Origin of the sequence: Georgenia muralis, from assembly GCF_003814705.1 — a bacterium.
GTDB lineage: Bacteria > Actinomycetota > Actinomycetes > Actinomycetales > Actinomycetaceae > Georgenia > Georgenia muralis.
On sequence record NZ_RKRA01000001.1, the window covers coordinates 4,026,251 to 4,052,236 of the forward strand.

Consider the following 25,986-nt stretch of genomic DNA (forward strand, 5'->3'; position numbering starts at 1 on the left):
CCCCGGCGGTCGGACGCGGTGCACACGTTCGCCGGCGGTGGGGGGAACGGTGCGGAACGGAAGCAGAGCAGGTGATGCGTAGAGGTGATGAAGCCAACTAGCGCTACCCGGCCGTCAGGCGACGTGCGACCACTTGGCCGTTGATGCGAAGTCAGCACCGGCACAGCCCATGATCGGGCATGTCGCGGAAGCCGACCCACCGGGAAAGCACCCTTGAGAGGCCCGGGTCCACGGACCCGGGCCTCTCCCCGTGCGCTCTGCTCGGTCAGCCCTTGCGACCGATGCGGTCAGCCCCCGACGAGAACCGACGCGCCGCCGTCGTCGACGGTGTAACCAGGTGCGGCGTGATCGGCGTCGCCGTGGCCATCCTCCGCGGGTCCCGCCAGGGAGACGACCAGCGTCCCGGCGACGACGAGCGCGACACCCACCACCGGGACGAGCCGGCGCCCGCGCGGGTGCGTGCGCTCGAGGAGCATGACCCCGGTCAGCGCCGCCAGGGCCACGAGGTTGCCCGTCCCGACGGCGAACATCACGAGCATGAGCGCCCAGCAGCACCCCAGGCAGTAGCCGGCGTGCCGCAGGCCGGTGTGCCAGGCGCCGGCCACGCCGCGCCGGTAGTGCGTCCACAGGAAGGCGGACGGGGATCGGCACTCGGTGAGGCAGCGCTCCTTGAGCGGGCTGAGCTGGAACAGCCCGGCCGCCACGAGGACGCCGCCGGCGATGAGGTCCGGCCGCTGGGCGAGCCACGGCGAGGCGTCGACCGCCCGGTGCAGGACGGCGTCGCCGCCGAGCGCGACGACGGCGAAACCGGTCCACACCGCGAAGTAGGCGGAGGTGAAGACCGCCATCGTCGTCCGCGGCCGGGCCTGCCCGCGGGCGACCCGCCCGAAGGCCCGGAGCATCGGCAGCGCGGTGGGCAGCATCATCGCCGCCGTCATCACCTGCCAGGTGGCCACGAACAGGACCAGGACCACGGGCAGCGACGCCGGCGGCGCGCTCAGGATGGCGCCGTGGTCGAGCACCGCCGGGCGGTCGAGCACGACCAGGACCAGCATCAGCGCCCAGGCAGCCGTGACCGTGACCAGGACCAGCGGGTCGAGCCCGGCCCGGAACCGGGCCAGCGGTGCGTGCGCGACGGCCATCTCGCCACCCCTCAGGCAGTGAAGCGGAAGTGGCCCTGGAGGGCGTTGTGCCCGCCGAGGTCGACGTCGGGCAGACCGTGCCGGCTGCCGTCGCGGGTGAACCGCGACGCCCGGCCGACGTAGACGGGCGAGCCGGGGATGGTCGAGAAGACCGTTTCGGACAGCACGGACGGCTGCCCGGTGGCGCCGGTGAACCCGGTGATCTCGGCGTCGGCGAGGTTGCCGACGGTGAGACGCCCAACACCCTCGGCCACCGTGAACACGATGGGGGCCCGCTCGACAGCGGCGACCTCACCGATGAGGGCGGCCAGGTCCGCGACCGCACCGCCCAGCTGCCCCGTGAAGAGGCGCAGGAGGGCGCGCTCCTGCTCCTGCGTGGCCTTGTCATCGACGACGACGACGGCGCGCCAGCCGCCGGCGAGGACGTTGCCGGGGATGTGGACGCTCAGGGCGAGGGTCAGGCCCGAGACGTCGGTGCCCTCGATCGTCCCGGAGTCGACGTGCCAGGCCAGGGCGGAGTCGCACGTGCCGCCGTCGGGGTCCTCCCCCACCCAGCACGGGCAGATCACCTCGCAGGAACAGACCTCGAGCAGCCGGCCCTCGACGTCGTACGTGGTGGTGGGTGCGGTGGTGGTCATGGTGATCCTCCTCGGTCGTACTCCTCACGCTAGGAGCGCCGCTGGCATGGCCGCGTCCGTCGTACCACCCACGTCGCCGGGGCGCGGCGGCCCCCGTGCGGCCCCGGTGCGGCGCGGTGCACGTAGGGCGCACGTGGCTCAACGGGCTGGGCACGAGCGCTGGCCGCCCAGGGACCTCAGCTCCGCGTGCCGCTCGGGTGCGCGGTCGCCGCCGCTGCTGCAGCCCGGGCCCCCTTGCCGGTCAGGCCGAGCTTGACGTAGACGTTCGACAGGTGCCGCTCGACGGTGCGCGGACTGATGCCGAGCCCGGCGGCGATCTCGTCGTTGCCCAGCCCGCGCCGCACGAGCGCCATGACGTCCAGCTCGCGGACGGTGAGCGGCGTGTGGGGCGCCCGGCCGGCGTCGCCGTCCGGGTCGCTCGCGAGGAAGTCGTCGACGAGGCGGAAGAACCGCTGCCAGGCCGGCTCGTCGGGCTGGATGACGTGGTTGCGGCCCGGGAGCAGGACGAACCGGGCGTGCGGGATGGCGGCGGCGACCTCCTGGCCGGCGGACAGCGGGATGACCCGGTCGTCGTCGAGGTGCATCACGAGCGTCGGGACGGTGACGTGCGGCGCGACGTCCCGCACGTCGATCGCGCCGAAGGCCGCCTCGAAGCGCGCGGCGTCGGCCGGCGTCGTGGTGCGCCGCAGGAGCTCGTCGTAGGCGCGGAGGAGCTCCTCGTCACCATCGGGGACGAAGTCGGAGGTGTACAGGCGGCGGAACGTCGGGTTCTCCTTGCCCCAGGCGATCCGGATGAGGGTGGTCATGGCGTCGCGGGCCTGGCGCTGGAGGTCGGTGGGGTCGCGGTGGTCGAAGCCGCGCAGGTACCCGCCGTAGAGGACGAGGTGGCTCACCCGCTCGGGATGGGCCGCGGCGTAGCGGATCGCGACCGGCGTCCCCTGGGAGACCCCGAGGAGGGCGAAGCGGTCCAGGCCCGCGGCGTCGACGACGGTCTCGAGGTCCTCCACCCAGGCGTCCAGCGAGAAGTCCTCGACCTCCCGGTCGGAGAGGCCGCAACCACGTTCGTCGTAGCGCACCACCGTGTACCGGCTGCCCAGCTCGGCGAGGAAGGGCTGCCAGATCGGGCTCTCCCAGTCGTACTGGAGGTGGGTCAGCCAGTGCGCGGCGCGGACGAGCACCGGTCCCTGGCCGTGGACGGCGTACGCCAGGCGCGTGCCGTCCCGCGCGGTGGCGAACCCGATGCGCTGCTCGAGCGCTGCCATCACCTCAGTGTAGGGACCGTGTCGCGCGGCGTGGCTGTCGGCGGCCCTTCAGGGTGAGGCCTGGTAGCACCCCGAGTGCTACAGTGTCCGGTATGACGCGTATCGGCATCCGGGAGCTCCGCCAGCACGCGTCCCGCTACATCGCTCTGGTGAGGAAGGGCCAGACCGTCGAGGTGACGGACCGGGGACAGCTGGTCGCGCTCCTCACTCCCCCGGAAGGCGCCCGGAGCGCTCGGGAGCACCTGATCGCAGCCGGCCTGCTCATTCCGGCGACGAGTCCGAGTGGGCGTCTCCGCTCCCCTCACCCGGTGCCGGTGGCACCCGGCGAACCGGCCAACGAGGATCTGCTCGACGCCGGCCGCGAGGAACGGATGTGATCTACCTCGACTCGTCGGCGATGATGAAGCTGGTGCGACGCGAGGTAGAGACAGCCGGGTTCCTCGAGTGGCTCCAGCTTCACCGTGACCTCCCCGCGGTGACGAGCGAGCTCGGCCGGGTCGAGGTCCTGCGAGCCGCGCGACGAGCTGGCGCCAACGCGCTGGCAGAGGCGCGGGCCGTCGTGGGAGACCTCGACCTCATCTCGCTCGACCGCGCGGTGCAGGACGTCGCGTGCGACGTCGGAGATCCGTCGCTCAGGACCTCGGACGCGCTGCACCTCGCCTCCGCCCGCCTGCTCGGCGACGCCCTGACGGTCCTCGTCACCTACGACGACCGTCTCGCCGACGCCGCACGGGCCGCCGGCCTAGACGTCGCCTCTCCCGGCCGGTCGACCTGACGTGGCGCACGCGCCGGTCGCCCACGACCGGGTCGCTCGTCCCTCAGCACACCCCTAGCTGCACCAGCGTGTCCGTCAGACCACTGACGAAGGCGTCGAGGTCGGGGACGACGTCGACGTCGCCCACCACGTCGATCTCCAGGGTTCCGGCGTAGGAGAGCACACCGACGGACAGCGCGAGGTTGCCCTGGTTGGTGCCCAGCTGGAAGAGCTCCAGCACCGGCGCGCCCGCGAAGACGAGCGGCTCCGTCGGGCCCGGGAGGTTGCTGACGAGCAAGTTCACCATGCGCTGGTGGTTCATCACCCCGACCATCCACCGGCGCAGCAGCCGCCCGCCGGGCCGCAGCGGCGGCCGGCCCCGGTGCGCGGCGGTGTGGGCGGCGATCAGCTCCAGGCGGCGCACCGGGTCCGCCTCCCCGACCGGCACAGGTACCACCCGCACACCGGTGAGGTTGCCGGCGGCGCCGTCGGGGCGCGCCGCGGGATCGCGGAGCGAGGCGATCACCGAGACGCGGAGGACGAGATCGTCCGTGAGCTCGCCACGGCCCTCGAGCAGGCGCCGGGCCCCGCCGGCCACCGCTGCCAGGACGACGTCGTTGACCTTGCCGCCGTGGGCGTGGGCGACGGCCTTGGTGCGGGCCAGGTCGGCGCGGGCGAGGACGATCCGGCTGCGCCCGCCCACCGGCCGGTTGAAGGAGACGGCGGGCGCCCGGCCGGCGCGCAGCACCTCCACCGTCTCCGCGGCCCGGTTTACCGCCGTCCGGGCTCCGGTCACCCCAGCGCGCGTGGCGGCACGCGCACCCTGCCGAGCCGGCGAACGCCCGGCGGCGTCGCGCACCTCCGCGAGATCGAACACCGGCCCCTGTCCTGCGGCGCCCGGCCCGCCGGTGAAGAGCGACTCCAGCAGACCGAGGACCGCCACGCCGTCGGCGATGACGTGGTGCAGTCGCAGGAACAACCCGACCCGGTCCCCGGGCAGGCCGGTGAGGAGCCACATCTCCCACAGCGGGCGGTCACGGTCGAGCGGCCGCTCGTTGATCCGGGTGCAGGCCTCGAGCAGGGCTGCCTCGTCGGCGGGCGGGTCGAGCGCCTGGGCGCGCACGTGCCGGGTGAGGTCGACGGGTCCGGGTGCGGACCAGTGCGCGCCGCCGTGAGCAGCCCGGTGCACCACGCCGCGTTACGCCACGGCGCGGTGCGGCAGGACGAGCCGCTGCCGCAGGCGGCGCGGCAGCCGCGCGCTCATGTGCTCGCGCACCGCGTCGATCCGAACCTCGCCGGCAGGGTCGAGGAGCGGGCGCCCGTCGAGGACGGCGAGCGCGGCGACGTGCATGACCACCCCGCGGGACTCCACCAGGAGGTTGGTGACATCCATGGCGCTGAGGCGGTCCAGCGGCGCGGGCCGTCGCACGAGGGTCATCGGCCACCTCCCAGTCGTCGGGAGCTCACACCACCACCGTAGGCGCGGCGGTGGAGGGCGGCCGACACATCACCGGCCGCGATCCCGCTGCCGCTGACGCATCACGACGTACGTCGCACCGCCGAGCAGCAGCCCGGCGACGATGACGATCACCGTGCCGGTGGTGCCGGACACCACGGACTCGAGCATCTGGCGGGACTGCGAGGTGGGGTCGGCGAGGACCACGCCCACGAACGCGGCGACCAGCACGCCGGCGAGGACCGAGACCCACCTCGACGACACCCCGTCCAGCCCCATCTTCGCTCGCAGGATCTGCGCGGCCCGGACGATGCGCCCGGCCCGGACGATCCTCAGCGCACCCACGACTCTGAGCAGGCGGAGCAGCTGGACCGGTCCCACCGCGAGCACGACGGCGATGGCGACGGCCACGGTGAGCAGCACCATCCACACGTGCTTCCGCAGCCATGCGACCTTGTCGCCCGAGACGGCGAAGAGCACGACCGTCTCGGCGACGAGGACTCCCCCGCTCAGCCAGTTCGCGCCCGTGCCGAGCGTCGCCCAGGGGTCGTCGAGCAGCGTGAGGAAGACGGCGGGGACGGAGGCGACGGCGGCGACCAGGACCGGCAGGGCGAGACGCTCTTCCCACCGGCTCTCCCGTTCCTCCATCGGCCACCACGTTACCGGCGCGCCCACATGCGGGCGCGCCGGCCGGGACGGCGGAGGAACGAGCCCAAGGGACTGCGCCCTCCATCGAGAGCAGTCGACCAGCGTCGCCCGTGTCACCTCGTTGCGAGTCTGCGTGCACAGATCGTCGCAACAAGGTCACATCGTCAAGCAGCCCCCAACCGGTTGCGCGGTCGGGGGCTGCTTTCACGATGCGGGTCGGCGTCGACCCCGGTCAGCGACGTCTCGGTAACCGTGACGTCGCCGGGGTCGCGCTGCCCTACTCCGCCGGGACGCCGATCCGGTCCAGGAGGTCTGCAGCAACGCCCGCGAGGTACTCCGCGCCCCACTCGGTGAGGTAGCCGGCGTCGATCTGCTGGGCGTCGACCTCGGCGACCAGGGCGAGGTACTCCGCCCGGGTGCCGTACGTCTGCCCGAACTCCTCAGCGGTGATGAGGTCGACCGAACCGTAGACCGACCCAGGCTTGGAAGCCCCGAGGTACGAGCCCAGCGGGTACTCGATGAGGCCGTAGCGCACACCACCGGTGACGTTGCCGCTCTCGTCGCGGACGAGGGCGCCGTCGGCCTGGTCGAACCACTGGGAGGGGGCGGCCTCCTTGCCGGTCTTGCTCCAGCTCACCAGCGCCTCGGCGGCGGCAATGATCGTGGGCTCGAGCGGGTAGGGGTTGAGGGCGTCGCGGAACTCCTCCTTGTGCACGTCGGTGTTGGGCAGCCGGCCCGCCTTGTAGATCTCCGCATCCGCCGGGATGACCGGGGAGAGGAGGTCGGTGTGCGGGGTGCCGGGCACCTGCCAGTGGCGGCGGTTGTCCGGCAGGTCCTTCTCGGCCAGGGTCGCGGCGCCGAACAGGCCGGCGTCACCCTCCGAGGTGACGGTGATGAAGGGGACGTCGAGCGCGGGCTCGGAGCCCGGGCCGACGACGAACCCGTCGGTGTCCGCCTGCTGGAGAGGGCGCTCGAGGACAGCGCCGACGGAGTTGAGGTAGCCGTCGAAGACCGGCCCGCCGTTGGCCGCGGTGACGGCCTCGTGGAAGTGCGTGGCGTAGGTGTTGATGTAGATACCGGACTGCGACTGCCCCATGAGCAGGACCGTCTTGGCCTTCTCGCCGCCGAGGACGGCGCGCCCGTCGTTGCCGTCGAGCAGGGTGCCGACCTGGGTGAGGATGTCCCACGCGAGGCCCTCCTCCGCGCCGGGCACCACCATGAAGGGGTTGAACGAGGGGTCGTCCGGGTCGGCGACGATGGGCTCACGCTCGACGTCCTCGACGTCCCAGGTCAGCGGCGCGTAGCGCTCGGCGTCGAAGTTCTTCAGGGCGTCGACCTGGATGGGCTTGGAGGTGACGCCGACGACGGTGTGGCCCTCGTCCATCGCCCAGTCCCACATGCGGCGCCAGTGGTCCTCACCCGGGAAGCCGTTGGAGGCGTTGAGGATGTCCACGAGCACGACACCGGAGGAGTCGCCCTTGTGCGCGGGGCGGCGCACGAGGATGTGGTTGGTGTAGTCGACGTCCTCGGTGACGACGCTCAGCTCACCCTCGGCGGCCGCGTCGTCGTCGTAGACGTTGGCGGTGCCCGAGAGGAAGTACTCCTCCTCGACGTAGCCGCGGGCGGCGAGGTCGAGGGGCTGGCGGGCCCGTTCCATCGTCGACCAGGGGTAGCTGTCCTCGGTGACGGCGATCGGTCCGACGACGTCGGGCACCGCCGTGAGGGACTCGGTGACGGCGTCCGGCTCGGCGTGCGGGTGGGCGGGCGGGGCGGCGACGGCGGGTGCCATGGTGGCGGTCAGGCCGATGGCGCCGAGCGCCGCGGCAGTCACGGCGATGTGCCGCCGGGTCAGTCTCTGGGTGGTCAAGGAGCTCTCCTTCGAGGAACGTCGGTGTCCTGTCGGCGAGGCCGCGGTGATCGCGGCCCGCACGGGTCGTGCGAGGGAGGCGCTGCGGTCGCTCCTCGGCACACGACGCAGTCTTCGGAGCACCGACACCTGTGGCCACCGGTTGCCACAGGTTGCCCCGAGCCCGTTCCCTCGGCGGGTCGGCGTGTCACACACCCGAGCCACGCGCCGAGTTGCGGGTTGTTGCGACCAGATCGCCTCGAGGACCAGCCACAACCCCCAACTCGGCGACGGGACCGTCGCGCGAGCCTGCCGACACCCGGGCATGCCGATGACCGGCCACGCGGGACGTGGCCGGTCACCTGCTGTGCTCGTCAGCTGATCTGCATCCCGAACCGCCGGGTCGCAGCGAGACCGGCCAGCATGAACAGCACGGCGAGCCCGCCGAGCATCCGGCCGTCACCTCCGGTTACCGGGAGGGAGCCGGTGGACATCGCAGCCACTCCGGTGCCAGAGATCTGCGCCGCCGGTCCGCCCGAGGCACTGAGGGCGTGCGTCAGGTTGGCGACCGTGACGATCCGTCCGGCGCCGAGGACGCCGGTGCCAACGGCCGCGCCACCCGTGGAGACGACGGCGTTGTCGCCGGCGGTCCGGTCGGCGGAGTCGACGCCGAGGTCGACCTCCGCATCCACGATGACGACCTCGCCGGTGTCGGCGTCAGTCCCGGTGTCGGTGTCGGTGTCGGTGTCAGTCCCGGTGCCTGCGTCCGTCCCGGTGCCTGCGTCCGTCCCGGTGTCGGTGTCAGTCCCGGCGTCGCTGCCACCGATCGCGAGATCGACATCGACGGTGGCCGGATCGGCCGCATCAGCAGCCTGCTCCTCGGAAAGGTCACCACCGAGAAGCTCACCGTCGACGTCGACAACCTCATTCGAGGCGGCGCCGGTCAGGTCGACCTCCACGTCCGCGGTGACGAGGTCCTCGGCGCCCACCGCGATGTCGTCGGTGCCGACACCACCGGTGTCGCTGCCACCGATCGCCAGATCGACATCGACGGTGGCGGGATCAGCAGCGTCGGCCGCCTGCTCCTCGGACAGGTCACCACCGAGAAGCTCGGCATCGACGTCGACAACCTCATTCGAGGCGTCGCCGGTCAGATCGACCTCCGCGTCCGCAGTGGCGAGGTCGTCAGCACCCACCGCAATGTCGTCGGTGCCGATACCACCGGTGTCCGTGCCACCGATCGTGAGATCGACATCGACCGTGGCCGGGTCAGCCGCGTCGGCCGCCTGCTCCTCGGACAGATCGCCACCGAGAAGCTCGGCATCGACATCGGCAACATCGTTGGCGGCGTCGCCGGCCAAGTCGACCTCCACGTCCGCGACGACGACCTCACCCGCACCCGTGTTCTCGGTGCCGGTGGTGCCTGTGCCGGTGCCGGTGTTGGCGTCACCGATCGCGAGGTCGACATCGGCGGTTGCCGGGTCGGCGGCGTCGGCCGCCTGCTCCTCGGACAGGTCACCACCGAGAAGCTCGGCATCGACATCGACCACCTCGTTGGCGGCGTCGCCGGTGAGGTCGACCTCCGCGTCCACGGTGACGACGTCGCCGGTGCCTGTGCCCGTGACGGCGTCGGTGCCGCCGAGGGTCGCGTCGACGTCCACCAGGACGTCCTCCGTGGCTGTCACCTCGGTGACGACCTCGACGGACGCCTCGGCGTTGAGGTCGAGGCCGGTTCCGCCGACCTCGGCGTGTGCTGCTGTGGCGCCGGCGGCGAAGAGGCCACCGGTGACGAGCGCTGTCTTGAGCGCCCGAGTGACGTAGATGTGCATGGCTGAATCTCCTGACTGAGGGATGGGTGCGCACAGGGCGCGGGGTCGCGTGCCGGCAGTGGAGCCGGCCGGACCCGCCTCAGGCAGGAGAGACGGAGACGTCCAGAGCGATGCTCTGCGGTGTGGGGTCGTCGCCGGGGTTGCCGCGAGATGTGCGCGGTCCGGCGTCGAGGTTGTAGGGAGTGGCCGGAGCGGCCTCCGCGGCGGCGGACGCACCACTCGCGGCCACGACGGGCGTACCGGGAACCGCGGCTGACGACGGCGTGCGTGCGTTCCCGATGCTTCCGACGACTGTGCCGGTGGTTGCGCCTGGTTCGCCCTCGGTGGCGACGAGCGTCGGGCCGGCCGGCCGCGGCTCCCCGGTTCGAACCTGGGAGGTCGCACCATCGAACCGGTCGGCGCCTGTCGTCACGGTGGATGCGGCCACGTCATCGGCGCCGGCGCTGCCGTCGTCGGCCACCGGAGCGGGTGCCACGGCCGCCGGACCGGCGACCGGCGACTCCGCCGGAATCTGGAGCGCGGGGGTCGTGGTCTCGGGTGCAGCGGCCTCCAGGACCGGCTCGAGCACGACGTCGTCGAGGGCATCTCTGACGGGGGCGAGAGCGGGCTCGACCGGCGCGCTGATCTCCGTGAGGCTCTCCACGACGGGCGCCACCGCTTCGACGACCGGCGCAGCCACCTCGACGACCGGCGCTGCCACCTCGACGACCGGCGCTGCGACCTCGACGACCGGCGCTGCGACCTCGACGACAGGGGCAGCCGCCTCCACGACCTCGACCACCGGGAGTGCTGCCTCAATTACCGGCGCCGCAGTCTCCACGACCGGTGCCACCACCTCGACGACCGGGGCAGCCACCTCGACCACCGGCGCCGCAGGGGCTACCGCCGTCTCGACCGCCTCCGCGCTCACGCTCTCGACGACCTCGTTCGTGGCGGAGGCCACGGGGTCGACGGCGGTCGAAGCCGTCGCGGCCACGTGCTCGACGACGCTCTCTGCGCCGTCCAGCGCGCCGCCGTCGAGCACGGACGCACTCGCGGACGACGCGAGCGCGGCACCGGCGGCCAGGGCGCCCACCGACCCGGCGAGCAGCCCCAGCCCGCGGAGGGCCCAGCGTCCGAGACGGCGTCCGCCGTCCGAGCGCTGGCCCCTGCCCTGCGAGCCGGACATGTCACCTCCGGTGTGGTCTACGCCACAACGTAGAGGCGACCTTGCGAAGGTGCCACCTGAACAGGTGCCGACAGGAATGGGCTACGAGGCACGGCGAGGGAACGGCAGCCCGCGGTGCGCGCCGGCCCGCGGTAACGCGGGCCGACCCTGCTCAGCGCACCGGCGCCGGCTGCGCCACGGCGTGCGGCTGCTCGCCGTCGTCGATCCCGAGCGACCGCTCGAGCTTGGCCCCCTCGACGTCGACGTCGGGCAGCGCCCGGTCGAGCCAGCGCGGCAGCCACCACGCCCGCTCCCCGAGCAGGCTCAGCACCGCCGGGGTGAGCGTCATCCGCAAGAGGAAGGCGTCGACCAGGACGCCGAGGGCCAACCCGAACCCGATCGGCCGGATCATCGTCAGCTCGGCGAAGATGAACCCGCCGAAGACCGAGACCATGATGATCGCGGCCGCGGTGACCACCCGGGCGCTGTGGTCGAACCCGCTGACCACCGCGGCGCGGACGTTCTCGCCGTGCACGTACGACTCGCGGATCGCCGAGACGAGGAACACCTGGTAGTCCATCGCCAGGCCGAACAGCACGCCGATGAGGATGATCGGCAGGAAGCTGAGGATCGGTCCGGGCTCGTGGACCCCGAAGATCCCCGAGCCGATCCCGAGCTGGTAGGTGGCCACGATGCCTCCGAACGCCGCGGCGAGGGAGAGCAGGAAGCCCGCGGTCGCGAGCAGCGGCACCCAGATCGAGCGGAACACCAGCAGCAGGAGCACCAGCGACAGCCCGATGACGACGGCCAGGTACACCGGCAGCGCGTCGGCGAGACGCTCGGAGATGTCGATGTTCGCCACGGTCTGCCCCGTCAGGCCCAGCGTGGCCCCGCGCGCCTCACCGATGACGGGCGCGGCGTCGTCGAGCCGGTGCACGAGGTCCACGGTCGACTCGGTCGAGGGCCCCTCGGCCGGCACGAGCTGGAAGGCCAGGGTGGAGCGGTCCTCGCTCACCCCGAACGGGACCACGTACTCCACGCCCTCGACGCCGGCGAGGTCCTCGGCGACGTCGAGCTGGACCGTGGTCACCGCGGCGTCGTCGGCGGGCACTTCATCCGGAGTCGCGACGACGATGAGCGGACCGTTGGCACCGGCGCCGAAGTTGTCGCGGATGAGGTCGTAGGTGCGGTACGCGGTGGAGTCCGCGGGCTCGGCGCTGCCGTCGGGCAGGCCCAGGCGCAGCTGCTGGACCGGGCTGGCGAGCACCCCAGCGAGGACGACGACGCCGACGATCGCCAGCCACGGGTACCGCTGGACGACGGCGCCCCAGCTCCGGCTCGGACGGCTCTCGCGCCGCGAGCCGGTGGGCTCCGCCGTCGCCGCGCCGGCGGGGTGAGCCGCCCTCGCCGCGCGACGCTCCCCGGCGGCCCGCGCCGCACCACGCCGACGTCGCGGCAGGACGCGCTCCCCGAGCAGCGAGAGCAGCGCCGGGGTCAGGGTGATCGCCGCGAGCACCGCGACGACGACGGTCGCGGCCGCGACGAGGCCCATGACCGCGAGGAAGGGGATGCCCGTGACGGTCAGCGCCGCGAGCGCGATGACGACCGTCATGCCCGCGAACGTCACCGCGTTGCCCGCGGTGCCGGTGGCCAGGGCGATCGAGTCGGTCCGCGCCATACCGCCCGAGAGCTGGATGCGGTGGCGGTTGAGGATGAACAGGGAGTAGTCGATGCCGACCGCGAGGCCGAGCATGAGCGCCAGCGCCGGGGTCACGCTGGTCATCTCGACGACGGCGCTGAGCGCCAGGGCCCCGCCGATGCCGACGGCGACGCCCACCGCGGCGACGAGCAGCGGCAGCCCGGCGGCCAGGAGGGAGCCGAGCATGACGAGCAGGACGATCGCGGCGATGACCAGGCCGATGGCCTCGCCGGGGCCCATGACGCTGGAGACGTCGGAGACGACCTCGGTGGAGTAGTCCACCTCGACGCCGGTCCCCTCGAGGTCCGCACCGATCTCCTGGACCGCCTCGGTGACCTCGGCGGGCAGCGTGCCGCCCCCGACGGCGTCGAAGCGGATCTGCGCCATGGCCACGGTGCCGTTCTCGGACACCTGGCGCACGCCGTCGGTCAGCGCGGCGAGCCGCTCGCCCTGGTCGAGCTCGGCCTCGCCGGCGGTGAGGTCGGCCTCACCCTGCTCGAGCCGGCCCAGGCCCGTGTCGATCTCCGCCTGGGCGGCGTCGAGCTGGGCGTTGCCGGCCGCGAGCTCGGCCCGGCCGGCGTCGACCTGCGCCTGTCCGGCGGCGAGCTGCTGCTCGGCGGCCGCGATCTGCTCGGCGGGCATCATCGCGCGCCCGGCCTCGAGCTGGGCGGCCTGCTCGTCGAGCTGGGCCTGGGCGGCGTCGAGCTCGGCGGCACCGGCCTCGGCCTCGGCCCGTCCGGCGTCGACCTGCTCCTGACCGGCGGCCAGCTCGGCCCGCCCGGCCTCGAGCTCGGCGCGGCCGGCCTCGATCGCCTCGCGGCCCTGGGCGAGCTGCTCGCCGGTGCCGTCGAGCTGGGCCTGGACCTCGAAGGGGTCGGTGGCCTCGATGACACCGTCGATGGCCGACCACTCCTCGGTGACGTCGGCGACCGCGGCCCTCTGGTCCTCGGTGAAGCCGTCCTCGGTGGAGAACGTCACGGTGCCGATGACGCCGGAGGCCTCGGGGATCTCGCGCTCGAGCTCGTCCAGCACCTCCTGGAAGCGGCTGCCGGGGATGGTGAAGTCGTTGCCGAGGGGCTTGCCGAGCACGACGGCGCCGGTGCCGGCCACGGCGATGACGAGCAGCCAGGCGACGACGACGCTCCAGTGGTGCCGGGCGCTCCAGCGTCCGATCCGGTGCAGCAGGGCGGCCACGAGGGCTCCTCTCCGGGCGCGTGGCCCTGCCGCCACGGTCGTGGCGGGTGGTGTGGGTGGCGCCCGGAGGCGGCAGGTGCGGGTTGTCGGTGCTGGTGCCGGTGCCGGTCGCGGGGCCGGTCAGGCGGTTCGCCACCCGGCGCGGGCGTGCTCGAGCGCGCACGTGAGGTCGGCGTTGAACAGCGCGACGGCGTCGGCGTCGGACATCCCGGCGCTCCGTACGCGCCAGGACCGCTCGACCGTCTCGAAGAGGGTCATGACGGTGGCTGCGAGGGTCCGGGCGCGCAGCGGGTCGTCGTCGTCGAGCCGCTCGGCGAGGACGCCGGCGAGCCAGTCCTCGTGGTGCTGCCACAGCCGCAGGTGGGCGCGGTGTCCCGCCGCGTCCTCGGCGGCCGCGGGGTCGGCGGGCTGCCAACCGAGCAGGCCCTCGTCGACGGGGGACTCGCGGACCGCGGCGATGATCGCGGCGAGCGGGTCGCCGGCCCGGGGCTGGCGCAGGAACGCCTCGACCAGCCGCTGGACGGGAGCGGCGGTCGCCTCGGCGACGGCGCCCTCGATGCCGGCGAAGTAGTTGAAGAACGTCCGGCGAGAGACGCCGGCCCGGTCGGCGATGTCGTCCACCGTCACGCGGTCGACACCGCGCTCGCGGCTCAGCTCCTTGACGGCGTCGAGGAGCGCCTGGCGGGTGCGCGCCTTGTTGAGCTCGCGGCGCCCGGCAGCCGGCTCGACCGTCATGGGTCCATGGTGCGGCTCAACTGCACGCAGTGCAAGTTTGCATCTGGTGCATGCGGTCCCCTCGTGTTGGAGAATCGCCCGAGTCCGGCGGAGGATCCTCGAGGTCCTGGCCGGCACCTCACTGCAGCTCCCGAGCACCGTCGGCCGCTGCGGGCAACGGACAGGTGGAGCGCATGCCGGAGTGGTTGAGCAGCGCGTGGCCGGTTCTTGCCGGCCTGGCAGGCGCCCTGCTCGTGCTGTGGCTGGTCCTGCTCGTCTCGCTCTGGCTCACGAAGCCGGACGAGATCCGCCTGCGCGAGGCCGTCCGCCTGCTCCCCGACGTGCTGCGGCTCCTGAGACGCCTCGTGGGCGACACCTCGCTCCCCCGCGGCGTCCACCTTCGCCTCGTGCTGCTCCTCGCCTACCTCGCCCTGCCGTTCGACCTCGTCCCGGACTTCATCCCCGTCCTCGGCTACGCGGACGACGTGATCGTCGTCGCCCTCGTACTGCGCTCGGTCGTCCGCGCGGCCGGCCCAGAAGCACTGGAGCGGCACTGGCCGGGGACTCCCGAGGGCCTCGTCACGATCCGCCGACTCGTCCGGGTCTGAGCTCGCGGACCGCCGCAGGGGCCGAACGAGAGCGTCCGCCGTCCCACCGACGCTTTCGGACCGCCGAAATCCGATGGACCGTCGAACGACCTCCGGCGCACAGTGTCCTCAGACGTGCCGCTCGCGCGCGCGAGACCGGCTGCCCGCAGAGCCGTGGCGCCGTCATCGAGGAGGTGGAGCCGTGCCGGGAACCCGGACGACCGACCGGCGCCGGTCACGCCGTCCGCTCCCGCGTGCCCTGCTTCCCTTCACCGTGAGGCGGTACCGGATCCTCGCGCTCGCCCTCACCCTCTCGCTGCTCGGGACCGGGATCTGGATCGTGGCGCTCGTCTGGCAGGTCATCGCTATCGACGGCGGGCCGGTCGAGCTCTCTCAGGTCGCGACCGGCTCCGCCGTCGGGATGCTCGTGGCGGTCCTCTTCGGCGGGGTCCTCGCCGACCGCGTCCCGCAGGACCGGATCCTCCTGGGCGTCGAGGCGACCAAGGCGCTGCTCGTGGGCGCCCTCGCGGCGCTCTCGCTCACCGGGACGCTGAGGCTGTGGCACCTCGTGGTGGTGGCGGTCGTGGTCGGCGCGACCGAGGGCTTCTTCTACCCCGCCTACTCGGCCCTGCTGCCCAACGTGCTCCCCACCGAGCACCTCCTGGCGGCGAACGGTGTCGAGGGGGTGCTCCGGCCCGCCGTCATGCAGGCCGCCGGCCCGGCGCTGGCCGGCGCGGCGATCGCGGCGCTCTCCCCCGGTCTTGCCCTCGCGCTGGTCGCCGGGTCCCAGGTGCTCGCCGCCGTCGGCCTCAGCCGGCTGCGCCTGACGCTCCCGCCACGTGAGCCGACGGACCGGAACCCGGTGGCCGGGCTCGTCGCCGACCTGCGCGAGGGCTACCTCTACATGGTGCGCACGCCGTGGTTCCTCGCGACCCTGCTGTTCGCGACCGGCTGGGTGCTGCTCCTCATGGGGCCGATCGAGGTGCTGCTGCCGTTCGCCGTGCGCGACCAGGCCGGCGGCGGGGCCGGGGCGTTCGCGCTGGTGCTGGCGTCGTTCGGCGTGGGCGGCGCGCTCGGGTCGCTCCTCGTCGCCTCGTGGCGGCTGCCGCGGCGCTACCTCACGGTGATGGTCATGCTCTGGGGCGCCGGGGCGATGCCGGTCGCGGTCATCGGCCTGACCGACCGGCTCTGGGTCATGGTGGCCGCGGTGTTCGTCGTGGGTCTCACGAGCGGGGCGGCGACCGTCATCTGGGGCACGCTCCTGCAGCGGCGGGTCCCCGCGGCCCTGCTGGGGCGGGTCTCGAGCCTCGACTTCTTCGTCTCGATCCTGCTCATGCCGGTCTCGATGGCCCTTGCCGGTCCGGTGGGCGAGGCGTTCGGCCTCGGCCCGGTGTTCCTCGTGGCGGGCCTCGTCCCGGTCCTTCTCGCCGTCGCAGCGGTGATCCTGGCGCGGATGCCGCGCGACGAGCTCGAGCACCCGCTGGACCACCACGTCCCGGCGACTGTCGAGGGCGCGGACGAGACCGAGGGAATGTCGGGGTAGATCCGACGGCGCCGGGCCACGGATTCCACCCCGAACCACCGAACACTCCCCGCCGAGCCTCTGGCCCTGCCCGGGCGCTGTCGCTCCGTACAGTGGGCACTACAGCAGTAGTGACAGGACACAACAGACGTAGTAAGTTCTCGCCCCGGAGCGCAAGCAGAGCCTCGGCGGCTCATCAGAGCGAACCACGACCGCCCGCACCGACCTGCCGCACGTCGACGGCGTCGAGCACCGCTTCGTGGACCTGCCGGGTCTGCGCATGCACGTGGCCGAGGCGGGCGCGGGTGACCCCGTCCTGCTCCTGCACGGTGCCCCAGTGCACTGGTACGGGTGGCACAAGATAATTCCGGGGCTCGCGTCGCACCGGCGGGTGATCTGCCCGGACCTGCACGGCTCGGGATGGACCGACGCACCGCAGGCCGGCTACACCCGGGACGAGATGACGGCCGACGTCGTCGCCCTCCTCGACGCGCTGGGGCTCGAGAAGGCGTCAACCTTCCCTCGCGCTTGCTATTGACAAGTCCGCTTGTTTTTAGCAACCATGATGGGACGTCGCACGAGAGCGGCACCGCCACGTCAAGGGAGACATCATGGCCACCGAGCTCTTCGTCAACCTGCCCACCACCGACCTCGAGCGCGCGAAGGCGTTCTACACGGGCCTGGGCTGGCGCATCAACGAGAACTTCACCGACGAGAACGCCGCGTGCGTCGTCATCGACGAGCACCTCTACCTCATGGTCCTCACCCGCGACTTCTTCGCCACCTTCACCGACAAGCCGATCGCCGATCCCCGCACCTCCCTGCAGGTGGAGACCGCGTTCAGCCGGGACAGCCGCGAGGACGTCGACGCCATCCTCGACCGAGCCCTCGCTGCCGGCGGCGCCGAGCCGCGACCGCCCCAGGACTACGGCTTCATGTACGCCCGCGACTTCGAGGACCCGGACGGCAACCTCTTCTCCGCGCTGTGGATGCACCCCATGGCGGCCGAGCAGGGTCCCGAGGCGTTCATGGCCCAGCAGGGCGCCGGAGGCGACGGGCAGGCGCCGCAGGCCTGATGGCACCACGCGCGTACGGGCAGTACTGCGGGGTCGTGACGGCCCTCGAGCTGGTCGGCGAACGCTGGGCGCTGCTCATCGTCCGAGACCTGCTCGTGGGCCCGCGCCGCTACTCCGACCTCAAGGCCGGCCTGCCTCGTATCCCCACGAACATCCTCGCCACCCGGCTCAAGGAGCTCCAGGCGGCCGGTGTGGTGCGCCGGGTCCCGCTCGCCCACGGCCTCGTCTACGACCTCACCGAGTACGGCCGCGGCCTCGAGGACGTCGTCCTCGCCCTGGGTCGGTGGGGTTTCCGCGCCATGGGAGAGCCCGGCGCCGACGACGTCGTCACGCCGGACTCGATGACCATGGCGTTCCGGACGGCGTTCCGGCCGTCGGCCGCGACCGGGTGGTCCGGCACGTTCGTCGTGCACGTCGGCGACGTCGTCCTGACCCTGGCCGTGGGCGACGGCGAGCTCGCGGTCACCCGCGGCGCCATCGACGACGCCACGCTCACCCTGGCCGCCGGTCCGGCGATCCGGGAGGTCATCGCCGGGGCGGTGTCGCCCGAGGAGGCCCTGCTCACGGGGGTCGTCCGCGTGCTCGACGGCGACCAGGGAGCGCTGGACCGGTTCGCCGCGGTCTTCCACCTGGAGGCCGAACCTGCACCCGTCGTCGTGCCGGCGTGAGCACCCGGCGCCCGCACCGGCGCCGGGTCACCCGCGCCGGGCAGCCGCCTCGGAGGCCGTCGCCAGGTCGGCGAGGTCCTTCTCGAGCTCCTTCCTCACCATCCGCAGCCCGAGGCGGCCCATCGCCCTGGCGAGCGGGTTCTGCGGCTTCGTGGGCTCGCCGGCGAAGGTCAGCGTGACCTCGGTGCGGTCGGCACCCAGCGGGGTGAACGCGAAGGTGGAGACGTAGTGGACACCATGGTCCTCGGCCTCGACGGTGTAGGTCGAGGGCCGCGCCGCATGCGTGACGGTCATCTCCTCGGTGGCCTCCCGCCGCATCATGACCCGGGTCTCGCGCCACCGGGTGCCGACGTCGAACGGGTCGCCACCGGCGAGGACCTCGACGCGCGCGACCGCGGACATGGTTCCCGGCATGGCCTCGAGGTCGGTGGCGACGTCCCAGACCGTCTCGACGGGCGCCGCGACGGTGCGCGAGACGGTGACGGAGCTGCTGGACATGGAGGGCTCGATTCGTCGGGGAAGCGGTCGGACGCCACGCTATCGCCGCCCGGGGACATCGGAGGAAAGGAGGTCGGGCCGGCGCACCCCCGCCCGGCAGCCGTCGGGCGGCGGCCACCCAGACACTTAGTGGCAGCTGCAGACCCACACCCAGTACGTGCGGCCTCCCTCGCGCCGCTGCTCACGCCAGCAGTCGCCGCTCGAGCCGTCCGGGCACAGCGCGCGGGCCGGAGCGACGCCGTCGTCGACGACCGCGTGCCCGACGCTCAGCGGCCCACCGAGGAGGCGACGCAAGGTCTCCGGCTCGGGCAGCGGCGCCTCGGGGTCACGGGCGAGGGAGGCGAGGCACGCATCGAGGTACTCCTGCGCCGCGTCGTCGGCCTGCGTGACGTCGGCGCGGGGTGCGCGGCCGGCGACCTCGGCGGCCTCTTTCGGTGCGGCGCGGTTCGCGGCGAAGCGCTCCATGGCGGCGTCCTCAGCACATCGCGACGCAGCGGACCAGACGCCCGGAGCCGTCGCAGTAGCAGGTGCGGCACGGGCTCTCGCTGTGGAAGCACACGTCCAACCCGCGAGCGAGGGCGTCGGCCCGGACCGACTCCGGGGCATCCAGCGCCGAGGCGTGGGCGGGCAGATCGCCCTCGAGCACGACCTCCGCACCGGGCTCGGTGGGCCAGGGGCCGTCGACGTCGGCGATCCGGCCGTCGTCGCCGATCCGGACCGTGAACGCCTCCCCCGACCGTGAGGTCAGCACCGATGTGCGCATGGTCGTCTCCCGCCGTCCGGCGTCGTTGCCGTGCCGCTCACGGTAGCGCGAGCGTCTGCGGGGCCGACACACCCCCGACCGCCCGACCATCCGGCGCGGCAGCCGCCTGGTGCACCTGCGCGACCAGCGCGACCAGCCGTGGGGAGACCTCGACCCCGAGCTCGTCCCGCACGCGTCCGCGGTAGGACCGGTAGATCCGTACGGCCTCGGCGTGGTTGCCGTCCTCGAGGTGCACCCTGATCAGCGCCCGGTGCGCGCTCTCGCGCAGCGGGTCGAGGGTCACCGCCCGGTGCGCCGCCGTCAGCGCCCCAGCCAGGTCGCCCCGCTCCAGCAGGATTCCCGCGAGGGTCTCCAGCGCGCGCAGGCGGTGCTGGTGCAGCGGGGCCCGCTCCTCGGCTACCCACGCCTCGTCCCAGCCGGGCAGCAGCTCGTCGTGACCGAGCAGGTCGAGGAAGCCCTCGCACGACGGCGGAGGTCCCTCGGCCTCGAGCGTGGCGATGGCCGCCCTGAGGGCGTGGACGTCCACCCGGACCGCCGGCGAGAGCCGGATCGCGCCGTGCTCCCCCTCCAGCAGCCCGGGGTGCCGGTGCTGGACGTGCCACACGGCCGCACGGAGGTTGCCGTGGGCGCGGGTCGGCGCACTGTCCGGCCACAGCAGGGCGGCGAGGTGGGGACGGGAGCGCCGTCCGTGCAGCGCCAGCAGACCGAGGAGCCGTCGTTCGCGCATGGGCACGTCCGCCGTCACACCGGCCGGCCCCTCGAGGAGCCAACCGCCCAGAAGACCGAGCTCCCAGCGCGGCCCGGGCGCGTCCGGGACACCGTGCCGGGGGCGTGCCACTGGTACCTGCGTCGCTCCGCCGTCGGACGAGGTCATGTTCGATCCCTGAGCTCTCGACCCCTGAGGCACCGACGGTACGGTCCGCGTCTCCGCGGGGTCAACGATCCTCCCGGCGACGACGGCACGGGGACCGACCGCCGGGCGCCTGGGGTGCGCCGTCGCCGCGACGACCGGCCGTAACGGCTCCGTAACGCCGGCTGCGCGACCATGCCCGGGACCGCGTCCGCCGGGGCCACCGGGGCCGGCACGACCAGGAGGTGGTTCTGATGGCACCGGAGACGCACGGCGACCCGACGATGCATCGGGACGACTGGCTAGCTCGGCTCGCGGAGGCGCTCGGCTCGGACGACGCCAGGCGGGTGGCCGAGGTGCTGCCCCGCCGGGTCTGGGACGACTGGGCGGTGGAGAGGTTCCGCTTCTGGTGGGTCCGTGCCACGGGCATGGAGGTCACCCAGTCGATCCAGCACCACCAGGCGCACCAGCACCTCACCGACCCCGCCGACCGCGGCGCCGACAACTCGGTGCGGCTCGTCGCGGGCAAGACGACGTGGGTGCGGGTGTACGTGCGCGGCGGCATCTTCGGAACGGTGCACGGGGTCACCGGCCGGCTGCGCGTGCAACGCCGCATCCTGGGGTTCCTCTGGGTCGACGTGGCCACGCTCTCCCCGTTGGCGCCCGGCACCGTCCGGGCGCGCCCGTTCCTCGACTACGCCACCGAGCGCGGCAACGTGGCGCACACCCTGAACTTCCGGGTGCCCCCGGAGACGTTCTGGGGCAACGTCCGGATGACCGTGACGCTCACCGACGGCGCCCGCCGGGAGTACGACACGCGCACCGTGACGGTCGATGCCACCTTGCGCCAGACGCTGCGGCTGCGCGGCATCCTCGTCAGCTACAACGGGCCGACGACGGCGAACGCCACCCCGGGGATCCCCACCCCGCCGCCCCTCAACCTGGCCGCGCCCAGCCTCGCCGACCTCCAGGCCACCTCCGCGCGGGCCCTGCGCGCCATGCCCGTCCAGGCCTGGGGCTCCTTCACCCAGGCGGGGGCGACGCTGGCGTGGACCCGCCCGCTCGACGACCCCCGCCTCAACGCCGGCGGCTGCTCGGCCAACTGGAACCTGCTGCTCAACGCCCTGACCAACCGGCGCACCGCGGACGGCAACCGGACCGACGTCGTCTACTACGGCCTCCTGCCCAGCGGCATCCCGCTGGGGGTCCCGGGGTGCGGGATCGGCGGCCTGGGCTCCGCCGTCTCGGGCGACCAGGGGACCCTGCTCCACGAGATCGGGCACGGGTACGGCTTCCAGCACACCCCGTGCGGCGCGGCCGGCGCGACCGACCCGAGCTACCCCACCTACGAGCCCTACGCCGCCGCGTCGATCGGCGAGTACGGTCTCGACACCTCCACCGGCGCCGTCCTGGTGCCGGGCGCGACCAGCGACTACATGTCCTACTGCTTCCCGCAGTGGATGTCGCTCTACCAGCACCGCCGCCTCATCCAGCACGCACGGCTCGACCCGCGGTGGGAGAACGACCAGCCGTGGTTGGACACGTACCGGGAGTGGCGGAAGTATCGGGTCGAGGAGGACCTTCCCTACCCGCCGGACCCGTGGAGGAGGGCGGACATGCGCGCCCAGCAGGTCATCTCCGTCACCGGCGTCGTCCACCCGGGCGGACGTCCCGAGGTGCTCACCGTCGCGCGCGTGGCGGCCTCGACCCAGCTCGACGGCCGGCGCACCGGCCTGACGGTCTCCCTGCGCGGACGCGGCGGGGAGGTCCTCGCCCAGGCGCCCCTGGTCCGCCTCACCACCCACGGCGGCGGGTGCGGGTGCGACGACGACGACACGTCCTCCTACCTTTTCCAGGCGTTCGTCCCGGACGTGGAGGTCGGCGACGCGCTCACGATCGACGGCGACGCCGGGGAGCTCTGGGTCCGGCACGCCCCCGAGGAGCCCGCCGAGGTCCACCACGTCACGGCCGAGCCCGGCGACGACGGGTCGACGAACGTGCGGTGGGAGGCACACGCGGGCAAGGAGCCGGAGTTCTGGGTGCAGGCGACCCAGGACGGTGGCCGGACGTGGGACGCCGTCGCGACCGGGGTCACCGGCGACGGGGTCGTCGTCGACGCCGGCGCGCTCCCCGCCGGGGCGGTGGAGCTGCGGGTCCTGGCCCACGACGGCTTCACCACGGCGGTCTCGGAGACCGTTCGCGTCGAGGTACCGGCGCGCGCGCCGTCGGTCGCGATCATGCACCCGGTCGACGACCAGACGCTTCCCGCCGGGGGCGCGCTGCAGCTGTGGGCCGCCGTGCCCGGCGTCGACGTCGGCCGGGACGCCGAGATCCGATGGGTCCTGGACGGTCATGAGGTCGCGGCGGGCGAGGAGGCGTGGGTGGAGGCCCCCGAGGCCGGTGCCCACAAGCTCGAGCTGCTGGTGCGCACCGGCGACGGCGAGGCGGCGGCGGGCGTCACCTTCACCACCGTGGCGATCGAGGGCGGGAGCGAGGAGAGCTGAGTCGCGGAGGTCGCGCCATGAACCGACGCTACTACGTCCGTTACCGGGAGTCACTACCGTTATAGTGCGAGCGTGACGACGACGAGAACCCGGGCGCTCGACGCCGCCGTCGAGCTGCTCGGCACCGAGGGCCTGCGCTCGCTCACGCACGTGCGGGTGGACGAGCGGGCGGGGCTGCCCAAGGGCTCGACCTCGAACTACTTCCGCACGCGTCGCGCGCTCGTCGAGGGGGCGGCCGACCGCATCCTCGAGCGCGAGATGCCCGGCGTCGGCACGGCGTTCCAGCCCACCTCGCCCGAGGAGTTCGTCGAGGGCCTCAGCAGCCTCCTCGAGCTCCTCACCGGGCCGGCGCGCGTCCCGACGACGGCACGGCTCGTCCTGTTCCTCGAGGCCAGCCACGACGCACCGCTCCGCGAGGTCCTCTCCCGCGGACGGGCGACCCTGGAGGCCATGGGCGTCGCCGGCCTCGCCACGCTGGGCGCCCGCGACCCCCGCACGGCGGCGGCTGCCGTCGCCGCATGCTTCGAGGGCCTGCTCCTGCACCGGGTCGCCCGGCACGACGACACCGACCCGCGGCCCGTGCTCGGCCTGGTGGTGCGCGGCGCGCTCGCCTGAGCCCGTCAGGAGCAGCAGCTCCCAGATGCTCGGCGCCGAGAAGGACGGTCGCACAGAGGACGCCATGGACGCACGGGCGGAGGGCCCAGCCGCGGGTCGTCGGTCATCCACCAGAGCAGGACGTGGCTGTCGAGGGGCACCGTCAGGGTTCCGCCGGGTCGACGGGCACCTCGACCATCGCCCGGACGAGCTCGGGGTCAGGATCGTCGAACGTCGCCGAGTCGTAGCGGATCCGCCCCTTGAGCAGTCCGGGCCCCGGTGTGGACCGGACGTGCGGCACGAGGTCTGCCACAGGGGTGCCGCCGCGGGAGATCACCACGCGCTCGCCGGCCTCCACCCGCTTGAGAAGTCGGGAGAGGTGGGTCTTCGCCTCGTGGACGTTCACCTCGCTCACCATGCCACGTGGTCTAGTGGACCAACCAGCCTTCTCCACCGGGTCGCGGCGGTCGTCCCCACACTCGCCGGTGCATGACCACCCGTCCCCCCACCACCCGAGCCCGCTGCTACGCTTGTCCGGACGTACTGACAAAGCCCCGGCCACTCGTGCCTTACCACCCAAGGAAGGGAAGTCCCGGTGCTGCGTTTCGCCCTCATCGGAGCCGGCCGGATCGGCGCGGTCCACGGCGCCTCGATCGCCGCCCATCCCGGCGCGAGCCTCGCGCTCGTCGCGGACCCTGATCTCGAGGCCGCCGGCCGGCTGGCGAGCCGGTTCGGCGCCCACGCCACGGCCGACGTCACCGACGTCTACACCGCCGGGGACGTCGACGCCGTCATCGTCGGCTCCCCCACGCCCTTGCACGTCGAGCACCTCACCGCCGCCGTCGCCGCCGGCAAGGCGGTGCTCGTCGAGAAGCCGGTCGACCTCGACATCGCCCGGGTCGACGCGTGCATCGCTGCTGTGGGCCAGGACGCCCGGCGCGTCATGGTCGGGTTCAACCGCCGCTTCGACCCGGCCTTCGCCGAGGTCCGCGCCCGGTCGGGCGAGGTGGGCCCGGTCGAGCAGGTGACGATCATCAGCCGCGACCCCGCCCCGCCACCGGCGCAGTACGTGGCGAGCTCGGGCGGTCTGTTCCGCGACATGGCCATCCACGACCTCGACATGGCGCGCTTCCTCGTCGGCGAGATCGCCTCCGTCCACGCCGTCGGCCAGCGCGTGGGCACGGTGCCCGAGCCCGACGTCGACGGCGCCGTCACGACCCTGGTCGCCGAGAGCGGCGCCGTCGTGACGATCGTCAACTCGCGCCACTGCGCCACCGGCTACGACCAGCGACTGGAGGTCTTCGGCGCGCTCGGCTCGCTCGAGGTGGGCAACGTCCGGGCGACGACCGTGCGCCACCACGGGGCGACGACGAGCGCGGCCACCGGGCCGTACCTGGACTTCTTCCTCGAGCGGTGCGCCACCGCCTACGCCCGAGAGCTCGACCACTTCGTCACGGCGATCACCGCCGGCGAGGCACCGAGCCCCACGCTCGCGGACGGCCGCGCCGCCCTCGAGCTCGCCGACGCGGCGACGCTCAGCGCCGCCACCGGGGAGACCGTGCGCCTGCGGTCCTCCGCACCCATGGAGAAGGAGACGGTATGAGGATCGCCGGAGCGCCCATCAGCTGGGGCGTGTGCGAGGTGCCCGGCTGGGGCCACCAGCTGGACCCCGAGCGGGTCCTGACCGAGATGCGCGACGTCGGCCTCGAGGCCACGGAGTTCGGCCCGCAGGGCTGGCTGCCCGAGGCACCCGCCGAGCGCGCCGCCGCCATCGCCCCGTACGGGCTCAAGGCCGTCGGCGCGTTCGTCCCGGTCGTGCTGCACGACCCCGGCCACGACCCGGTGCCGGAGGTCGAGCGCGAGCTCGACAGCTTCGAGGTCGCCGGCGGCGACGTGCTCGTCCTCGCCGCGGCCACCGGCCAGGACGGCTACGACGAGCGTCCCGAGCTCGACGACGACGGCTGGGCCACGCTGCTGGCCAACCTCGACCGCCTCACCGAGGTCGCGGCCCGCCGCGGGATCCGCGCCAGCCTGCACCCGCACGTCGGCACGATGATCGAGAAGCGCGCCGAGGTCCTGCGCGTGCTCGAGGGCTCCGCCGTGCCGCTGTGCCTGGACACCGGCCACCTCCTCATCGGTGGCACCGACCCGGCCGAGCTCGCCCGCGACTGGGCCGGGCGCATCAACCACGTCCACGCCAAGGACGTGCGCGCCGACCTCGCCGCCTCCGTCCAGGCCGAGGACCTGACCTACACCGAGGCGGTCCGCCGCGGCATCTACGTCCCGCTCGGCCACGGCGACGTCGACCTCGCCTCCATCGTCAGCGACCTCGCCGCGGCCGGGTTCGACGGCTGGTACGTCCTCGAGCAGGACACCATCCTCGACGGTGCGCCGTCCGGCGAGGGCCCGGTGGCCGACGTCGCCGCCTCACTGGCGTACCTGCGCAGCCTCGCCGGCTGAACTTCCATCGGGTCGTTCGCCTGCCGAGGTTCGCGGGCGTGCGTCGACCGATGGGGAGATCCACCTGTCGAAGCGTGGAAGATCCGGCGGTCCGGGGAAGAATCGGCGGCTCTGAGCAGTCGAATTCTCCCCGCA

General features: G+C 73.3%; 27 protein-coding genes. 11 read left to right on the plus strand and 16 right to left on the minus strand.

Annotated elements, in window-relative coordinates; genetic code table 11:
- Positions 1–287: 287 nt before the first annotated feature.
- The 3 genes from EDD32_RS18115 to EDD32_RS18125 all read right to left on the minus strand — a co-directional run bounded on the left by EDD32_RS18115 (position 288) and on the right by EDD32_RS18125 (position 3,042).
- Positions 288–1,142, minus strand: coding sequence for a DUF2182 domain-containing protein (locus EDD32_RS18115; RefSeq protein WP_123919780.1), 855 nt, complete (start codon positions 1,140–1,142; stop codon positions 288–290).
- A gap of 11 nt (positions 1,143–1,153) precedes the next feature.
- Positions 1,154–1,780: a DUF1326 domain-containing protein gene (locus EDD32_RS18120; protein WP_123919782.1), complete on the minus strand. Its 627-nt coding sequence runs from the start codon at positions 1,778–1,780 to the stop codon at positions 1,154–1,156.
- 176 nt (positions 1,781–1,956) lie between these two features.
- Positions 1,957–3,042 (minus strand): alpha/beta fold hydrolase, encoded by a 1,086-nt coding sequence (locus EDD32_RS18125; RefSeq protein ID WP_123919784.1) that lies wholly within the window; start codon positions 3,040–3,042, stop codon positions 1,957–1,959.
- Positions 3,043–3,134: 92 nt separating this feature from the next.
- Between EDD32_RS18125 and EDD32_RS18130 the strand changes: the two genes are divergently transcribed.
- On the plus strand, positions 3,135–3,419 hold the full coding sequence (locus EDD32_RS18130; protein WP_123919786.1) for a type II toxin-antitoxin system Phd/YefM family antitoxin: 285 nt from the start codon (positions 3,135–3,137) through the stop codon (positions 3,417–3,419).
- Positions 3,416–3,817, plus strand: a complete 402-nt coding sequence (locus EDD32_RS18135; RefSeq protein WP_123919788.1) for a PIN domain-containing protein — start codon at positions 3,416–3,418, stop codon at positions 3,815–3,817. Before EDD32_RS18130 ends, EDD32_RS18135 begins: the two co-directional genes overlap by 4 nt.
- Before the next feature lie 43 nt (positions 3,818–3,860).
- On the opposite strand, the gene EDD32_RS18140 is transcribed toward EDD32_RS18135, so the two are convergent.
- The 8 genes from EDD32_RS18140 to EDD32_RS19700 form a co-directional block, all read right to left on the minus strand.
- The gene (locus EDD32_RS18140; RefSeq protein ID WP_123919790.1) at positions 3,861–4,985 is read right to left on the minus strand and encodes a wax ester/triacylglycerol synthase domain-containing protein; all 1,125 of its coding nucleotides are present in this window, start codon (positions 4,983–4,985) and stop codon (positions 3,861–3,863) included.
- A 9-nt stretch (positions 4,986–4,994) separates the two neighbouring features.
- On the minus strand, positions 4,995–5,234 hold the full coding sequence (locus EDD32_RS18145; RefSeq protein WP_123919792.1) for a hypothetical protein: 240 nt from the start codon (positions 5,232–5,234) through the stop codon (positions 4,995–4,997).
- Between the two features lie 69 nt (positions 5,235–5,303).
- Complete coding sequence (locus EDD32_RS18150; protein ID WP_123919794.1) at positions 5,304–5,900, minus strand: hypothetical protein; 597 nt, start codon at positions 5,898–5,900, stop codon at positions 5,304–5,306.
- 277 nt (positions 5,901–6,177) lie between these two features.
- Entirely contained in the window at positions 6,178–7,767 is a 1,590-nt protein-coding gene (locus tag EDD32_RS18155; protein ID WP_123919796.1) for an alpha/beta hydrolase domain-containing protein, read from the minus strand.
- 353 nt (positions 7,768–8,120) lie between these two features.
- Complete coding sequence (locus tag EDD32_RS18980) at positions 8,121–9,575, minus strand: hypothetical protein (protein WP_170175352.1); 1,455 nt, start codon at positions 9,573–9,575, stop codon at positions 8,121–8,123.
- A gap of 79 nt (positions 9,576–9,654) precedes the next feature.
- A complete protein-coding gene (locus EDD32_RS18985) occupies positions 9,655–10,743 on the minus strand; it encodes a hypothetical protein (protein ID WP_170175353.1) in 1,089 nt (362 codons plus the stop codon).
- A 151-nt stretch (positions 10,744–10,894) separates the two neighbouring features.
- On the minus strand, positions 10,895–13,615 hold the full coding sequence (locus EDD32_RS18170; protein ID WP_123919798.1) for an MMPL family transporter: 2,721 nt from the start codon (positions 13,613–13,615) through the stop codon (positions 10,895–10,897).
- A gap of 120 nt (positions 13,616–13,735) precedes the next feature.
- The gene (locus EDD32_RS19700; RefSeq protein WP_246006216.1) at positions 13,736–14,350 is read right to left on the minus strand and encodes a TetR/AcrR family transcriptional regulator; all 615 of its coding nucleotides are present in this window, start codon (positions 14,348–14,350) and stop codon (positions 13,736–13,738) included.
- Between the two features lie 173 nt (positions 14,351–14,523).
- Between EDD32_RS19700 and EDD32_RS18180 the strand changes: the two genes are divergently transcribed.
- The 5 genes from EDD32_RS18180 (at position 14,524) to EDD32_RS18200 (ending at position 18,182) form a co-directional block, all read left to right on the plus strand.
- The gene (locus EDD32_RS18180; RefSeq protein WP_123919800.1) at positions 14,524–14,937 is read left to right on the plus strand and encodes a YkvA family protein; all 414 of its coding nucleotides are present in this window, start codon (positions 14,524–14,526) and stop codon (positions 14,935–14,937) included.
- 181 nt (positions 14,938–15,118) lie between these two features.
- Entirely contained in the window at positions 15,119–16,459 is a 1,341-nt protein-coding gene (locus EDD32_RS18185; protein ID WP_246006217.1) for an MFS transporter, read from the plus strand.
- A gap of 238 nt (positions 16,460–16,697) precedes the next feature.
- Positions 16,698–16,976, plus strand: coding sequence for an alpha/beta fold hydrolase (locus tag EDD32_RS18190; RefSeq protein WP_211338888.1), 279 nt, complete (start codon positions 16,698–16,700; stop codon positions 16,974–16,976).
- Between the two features lie 73 nt (positions 16,977–17,049).
- Entirely contained in the window at positions 17,050–17,514 is a 465-nt protein-coding gene (locus tag EDD32_RS18195; protein WP_123919804.1) for a VOC family protein, read from the plus strand.
- Positions 17,514–18,182, plus strand: a complete 669-nt coding sequence (locus EDD32_RS18200; protein WP_123919806.1) for a winged helix-turn-helix transcriptional regulator — start codon at positions 17,514–17,516, stop codon at positions 18,180–18,182. The genes EDD32_RS18195 and EDD32_RS18200 overlap by 1 nt, the downstream gene beginning before the upstream one ends.
- Before the next feature lie 27 nt (positions 18,183–18,209).
- Here the strand turns inward: EDD32_RS18200 and EDD32_RS18205 are convergent, their stop codons facing one another.
- From EDD32_RS18205 to EDD32_RS18220, 4 genes are all read right to left on the minus strand, one after another.
- Entirely contained in the window at positions 18,210–18,680 is a 471-nt protein-coding gene (locus EDD32_RS18205) for an SRPBCC family protein (protein WP_123919808.1), read from the minus strand.
- 126 nt (positions 18,681–18,806) lie between these two features.
- Positions 18,807–19,145 (minus strand): hypothetical protein, encoded by a 339-nt coding sequence (locus EDD32_RS18210; RefSeq protein WP_123919810.1) that lies wholly within the window; start codon positions 19,143–19,145, stop codon positions 18,807–18,809.
- Between the two features lie 10 nt (positions 19,146–19,155).
- Positions 19,156–19,443: a hypothetical protein gene (locus EDD32_RS18215; RefSeq protein WP_123919812.1), complete on the minus strand. Its 288-nt coding sequence runs from the start codon at positions 19,441–19,443 to the stop codon at positions 19,156–19,158.
- 37 nt (positions 19,444–19,480) lie between these two features.
- On the minus strand, positions 19,481–20,170 hold the full coding sequence (locus EDD32_RS18220) for an AfsR/SARP family transcriptional regulator (RefSeq protein ID WP_170175354.1): 690 nt from the start codon (positions 20,168–20,170) through the stop codon (positions 19,481–19,483).
- 377 nt (positions 20,171–20,547) lie between these two features.
- On the opposite strand from EDD32_RS18220, the gene EDD32_RS18225 reads away from it, so the two are divergent.
- Both EDD32_RS18225 and EDD32_RS18230 read left to right on the plus strand, forming a co-directional pair.
- Complete coding sequence (locus EDD32_RS18225; protein WP_123919816.1) at positions 20,548–22,797, plus strand: hypothetical protein; 2,250 nt, start codon at positions 20,548–20,550, stop codon at positions 22,795–22,797.
- A gap of 72 nt (positions 22,798–22,869) precedes the next feature.
- Entirely contained in the window at positions 22,870–23,412 is a 543-nt protein-coding gene (locus tag EDD32_RS18230) for a TetR/AcrR family transcriptional regulator (RefSeq protein ID WP_123919818.1), read from the plus strand.
- Positions 23,413–23,554: 142 nt separating this feature from the next.
- On the opposite strand, the gene EDD32_RS18235 is transcribed toward EDD32_RS18230, so the two are convergent.
- Positions 23,555–23,809, minus strand: coding sequence for a type II toxin-antitoxin system Phd/YefM family antitoxin (locus EDD32_RS18235; protein ID WP_123919820.1), 255 nt, complete (start codon positions 23,807–23,809; stop codon positions 23,555–23,557).
- 177 nt (positions 23,810–23,986) lie between these two features.
- On the opposite strand from EDD32_RS18235, the gene EDD32_RS18240 reads away from it, so the two are divergent.
- Both EDD32_RS18240 and EDD32_RS18245 read left to right on the plus strand, forming a co-directional pair.
- Complete coding sequence (locus tag EDD32_RS18240; protein WP_123919822.1) at positions 23,987–24,994, plus strand: Gfo/Idh/MocA family oxidoreductase; 1,008 nt, start codon at positions 23,987–23,989, stop codon at positions 24,992–24,994.
- Positions 24,991–25,851 carry a TIM barrel protein gene (locus tag EDD32_RS18245; RefSeq protein WP_123919824.1) on the plus strand — a complete coding sequence of 287 codons (861 nt, stop codon included), beginning with the start codon at positions 24,991–24,993 and terminating at the stop codon, positions 25,849–25,851. The genes EDD32_RS18240 and EDD32_RS18245 overlap by 4 nt, the downstream gene beginning before the upstream one ends.
- Positions 25,852–25,986 lie beyond the last annotated feature (135 nt).

Excerpts from the sequence above, each read along its gene's own strand:
- EDD32_RS18115 (WP_123919780.1), bottom strand. The coding sequence starts at position 1,142 with ATGGCCGTCGCGCACGCACCGCTGGCCCGGTTCCGGGCCGGGCTCGAC.
- EDD32_RS18120 (WP_123919782.1), bottom strand. The coding sequence starts at position 1,780 with ATGACCACCACCGCACCCACCACCACGTACGACGTCGAGGGCCGGCTG.
- EDD32_RS18125 (WP_123919784.1), bottom strand. The coding sequence starts at position 3,042 with ATGGCAGCGCTCGAGCAGCGCATCGGGTTCGCCACCGCGCGGGACGGC.
- EDD32_RS18130 (WP_123919786.1), top strand. The coding sequence starts at position 3,135 with ATGACGCGTATCGGCATCCGGGAGCTCCGCCAGCACGCGTCCCGCTAC.
- EDD32_RS18145 (WP_123919792.1), bottom strand. The coding sequence starts at position 5,234 with ATGACCCTCGTGCGACGGCCCGCGCCGCTGGACCGCCTCAGCGCCATG.
- EDD32_RS18150 (WP_123919794.1), bottom strand. The coding sequence starts at position 5,900 with ATGGAGGAACGGGAGAGCCGGTGGGAAGAGCGTCTCGCCCTGCCGGTC.
- EDD32_RS18980 (WP_170175352.1), bottom strand. The coding sequence starts at position 9,575 with ATGCACATCTACGTCACTCGGGCGCTCAAGACAGCGCTCGTCACCGGT.
- EDD32_RS18985 (WP_170175353.1), bottom strand. The coding sequence starts at position 10,743 with ATGTCCGGCTCGCAGGGCAGGGGCCAGCGCTCGGACGGCGGACGCCGT.
- EDD32_RS19700 (WP_246006216.1), bottom strand. The coding sequence starts at position 14,350 with ATGACGGTCGAGCCGGCTGCCGGGCGCCGCGAGCTCAACAAGGCGCGC.
- EDD32_RS18180 (WP_123919800.1), top strand. The coding sequence starts at position 14,524 with ATGCCGGAGTGGTTGAGCAGCGCGTGGCCGGTTCTTGCCGGCCTGGCA.
- EDD32_RS18195 (WP_123919804.1), top strand. The coding sequence starts at position 17,050 with ATGGCCACCGAGCTCTTCGTCAACCTGCCCACCACCGACCTCGAGCGC.
- EDD32_RS18200 (WP_123919806.1), top strand. The coding sequence starts at position 17,514 with ATGGCACCACGCGCGTACGGGCAGTACTGCGGGGTCGTGACGGCCCTC.
- EDD32_RS18205 (WP_123919808.1), bottom strand. The coding sequence starts at position 18,680 with ATGTCCAGCAGCTCCGTCACCGTCTCGCGCACCGTCGCGGCGCCCGTC.
- EDD32_RS18210 (WP_123919810.1), bottom strand. The coding sequence starts at position 19,145 with ATGGAGCGCTTCGCCGCGAACCGCGCCGCACCGAAAGAGGCCGCCGAG.
- EDD32_RS18215 (WP_123919812.1), bottom strand. The coding sequence starts at position 19,443 with ATGCGCACATCGGTGCTGACCTCACGGTCGGGGGAGGCGTTCACGGTC.
- EDD32_RS18220 (WP_170175354.1), bottom strand. The coding sequence starts at position 20,170 with ATGCGCGAACGACGGCTCCTCGGTCTGCTGGCGCTGCACGGACGGCGC.
- EDD32_RS18225 (WP_123919816.1), top strand. The coding sequence starts at position 20,548 with ATGGCACCGGAGACGCACGGCGACCCGACGATGCATCGGGACGACTGG.
- EDD32_RS18235 (WP_123919820.1), bottom strand. The coding sequence starts at position 23,809 with ATGGTGAGCGAGGTGAACGTCCACGAGGCGAAGACCCACCTCTCCCGA.
- EDD32_RS18245 (WP_123919824.1), top strand. The coding sequence starts at position 24,991 with ATGAGGATCGCCGGAGCGCCCATCAGCTGGGGCGTGTGCGAGGTGCCC.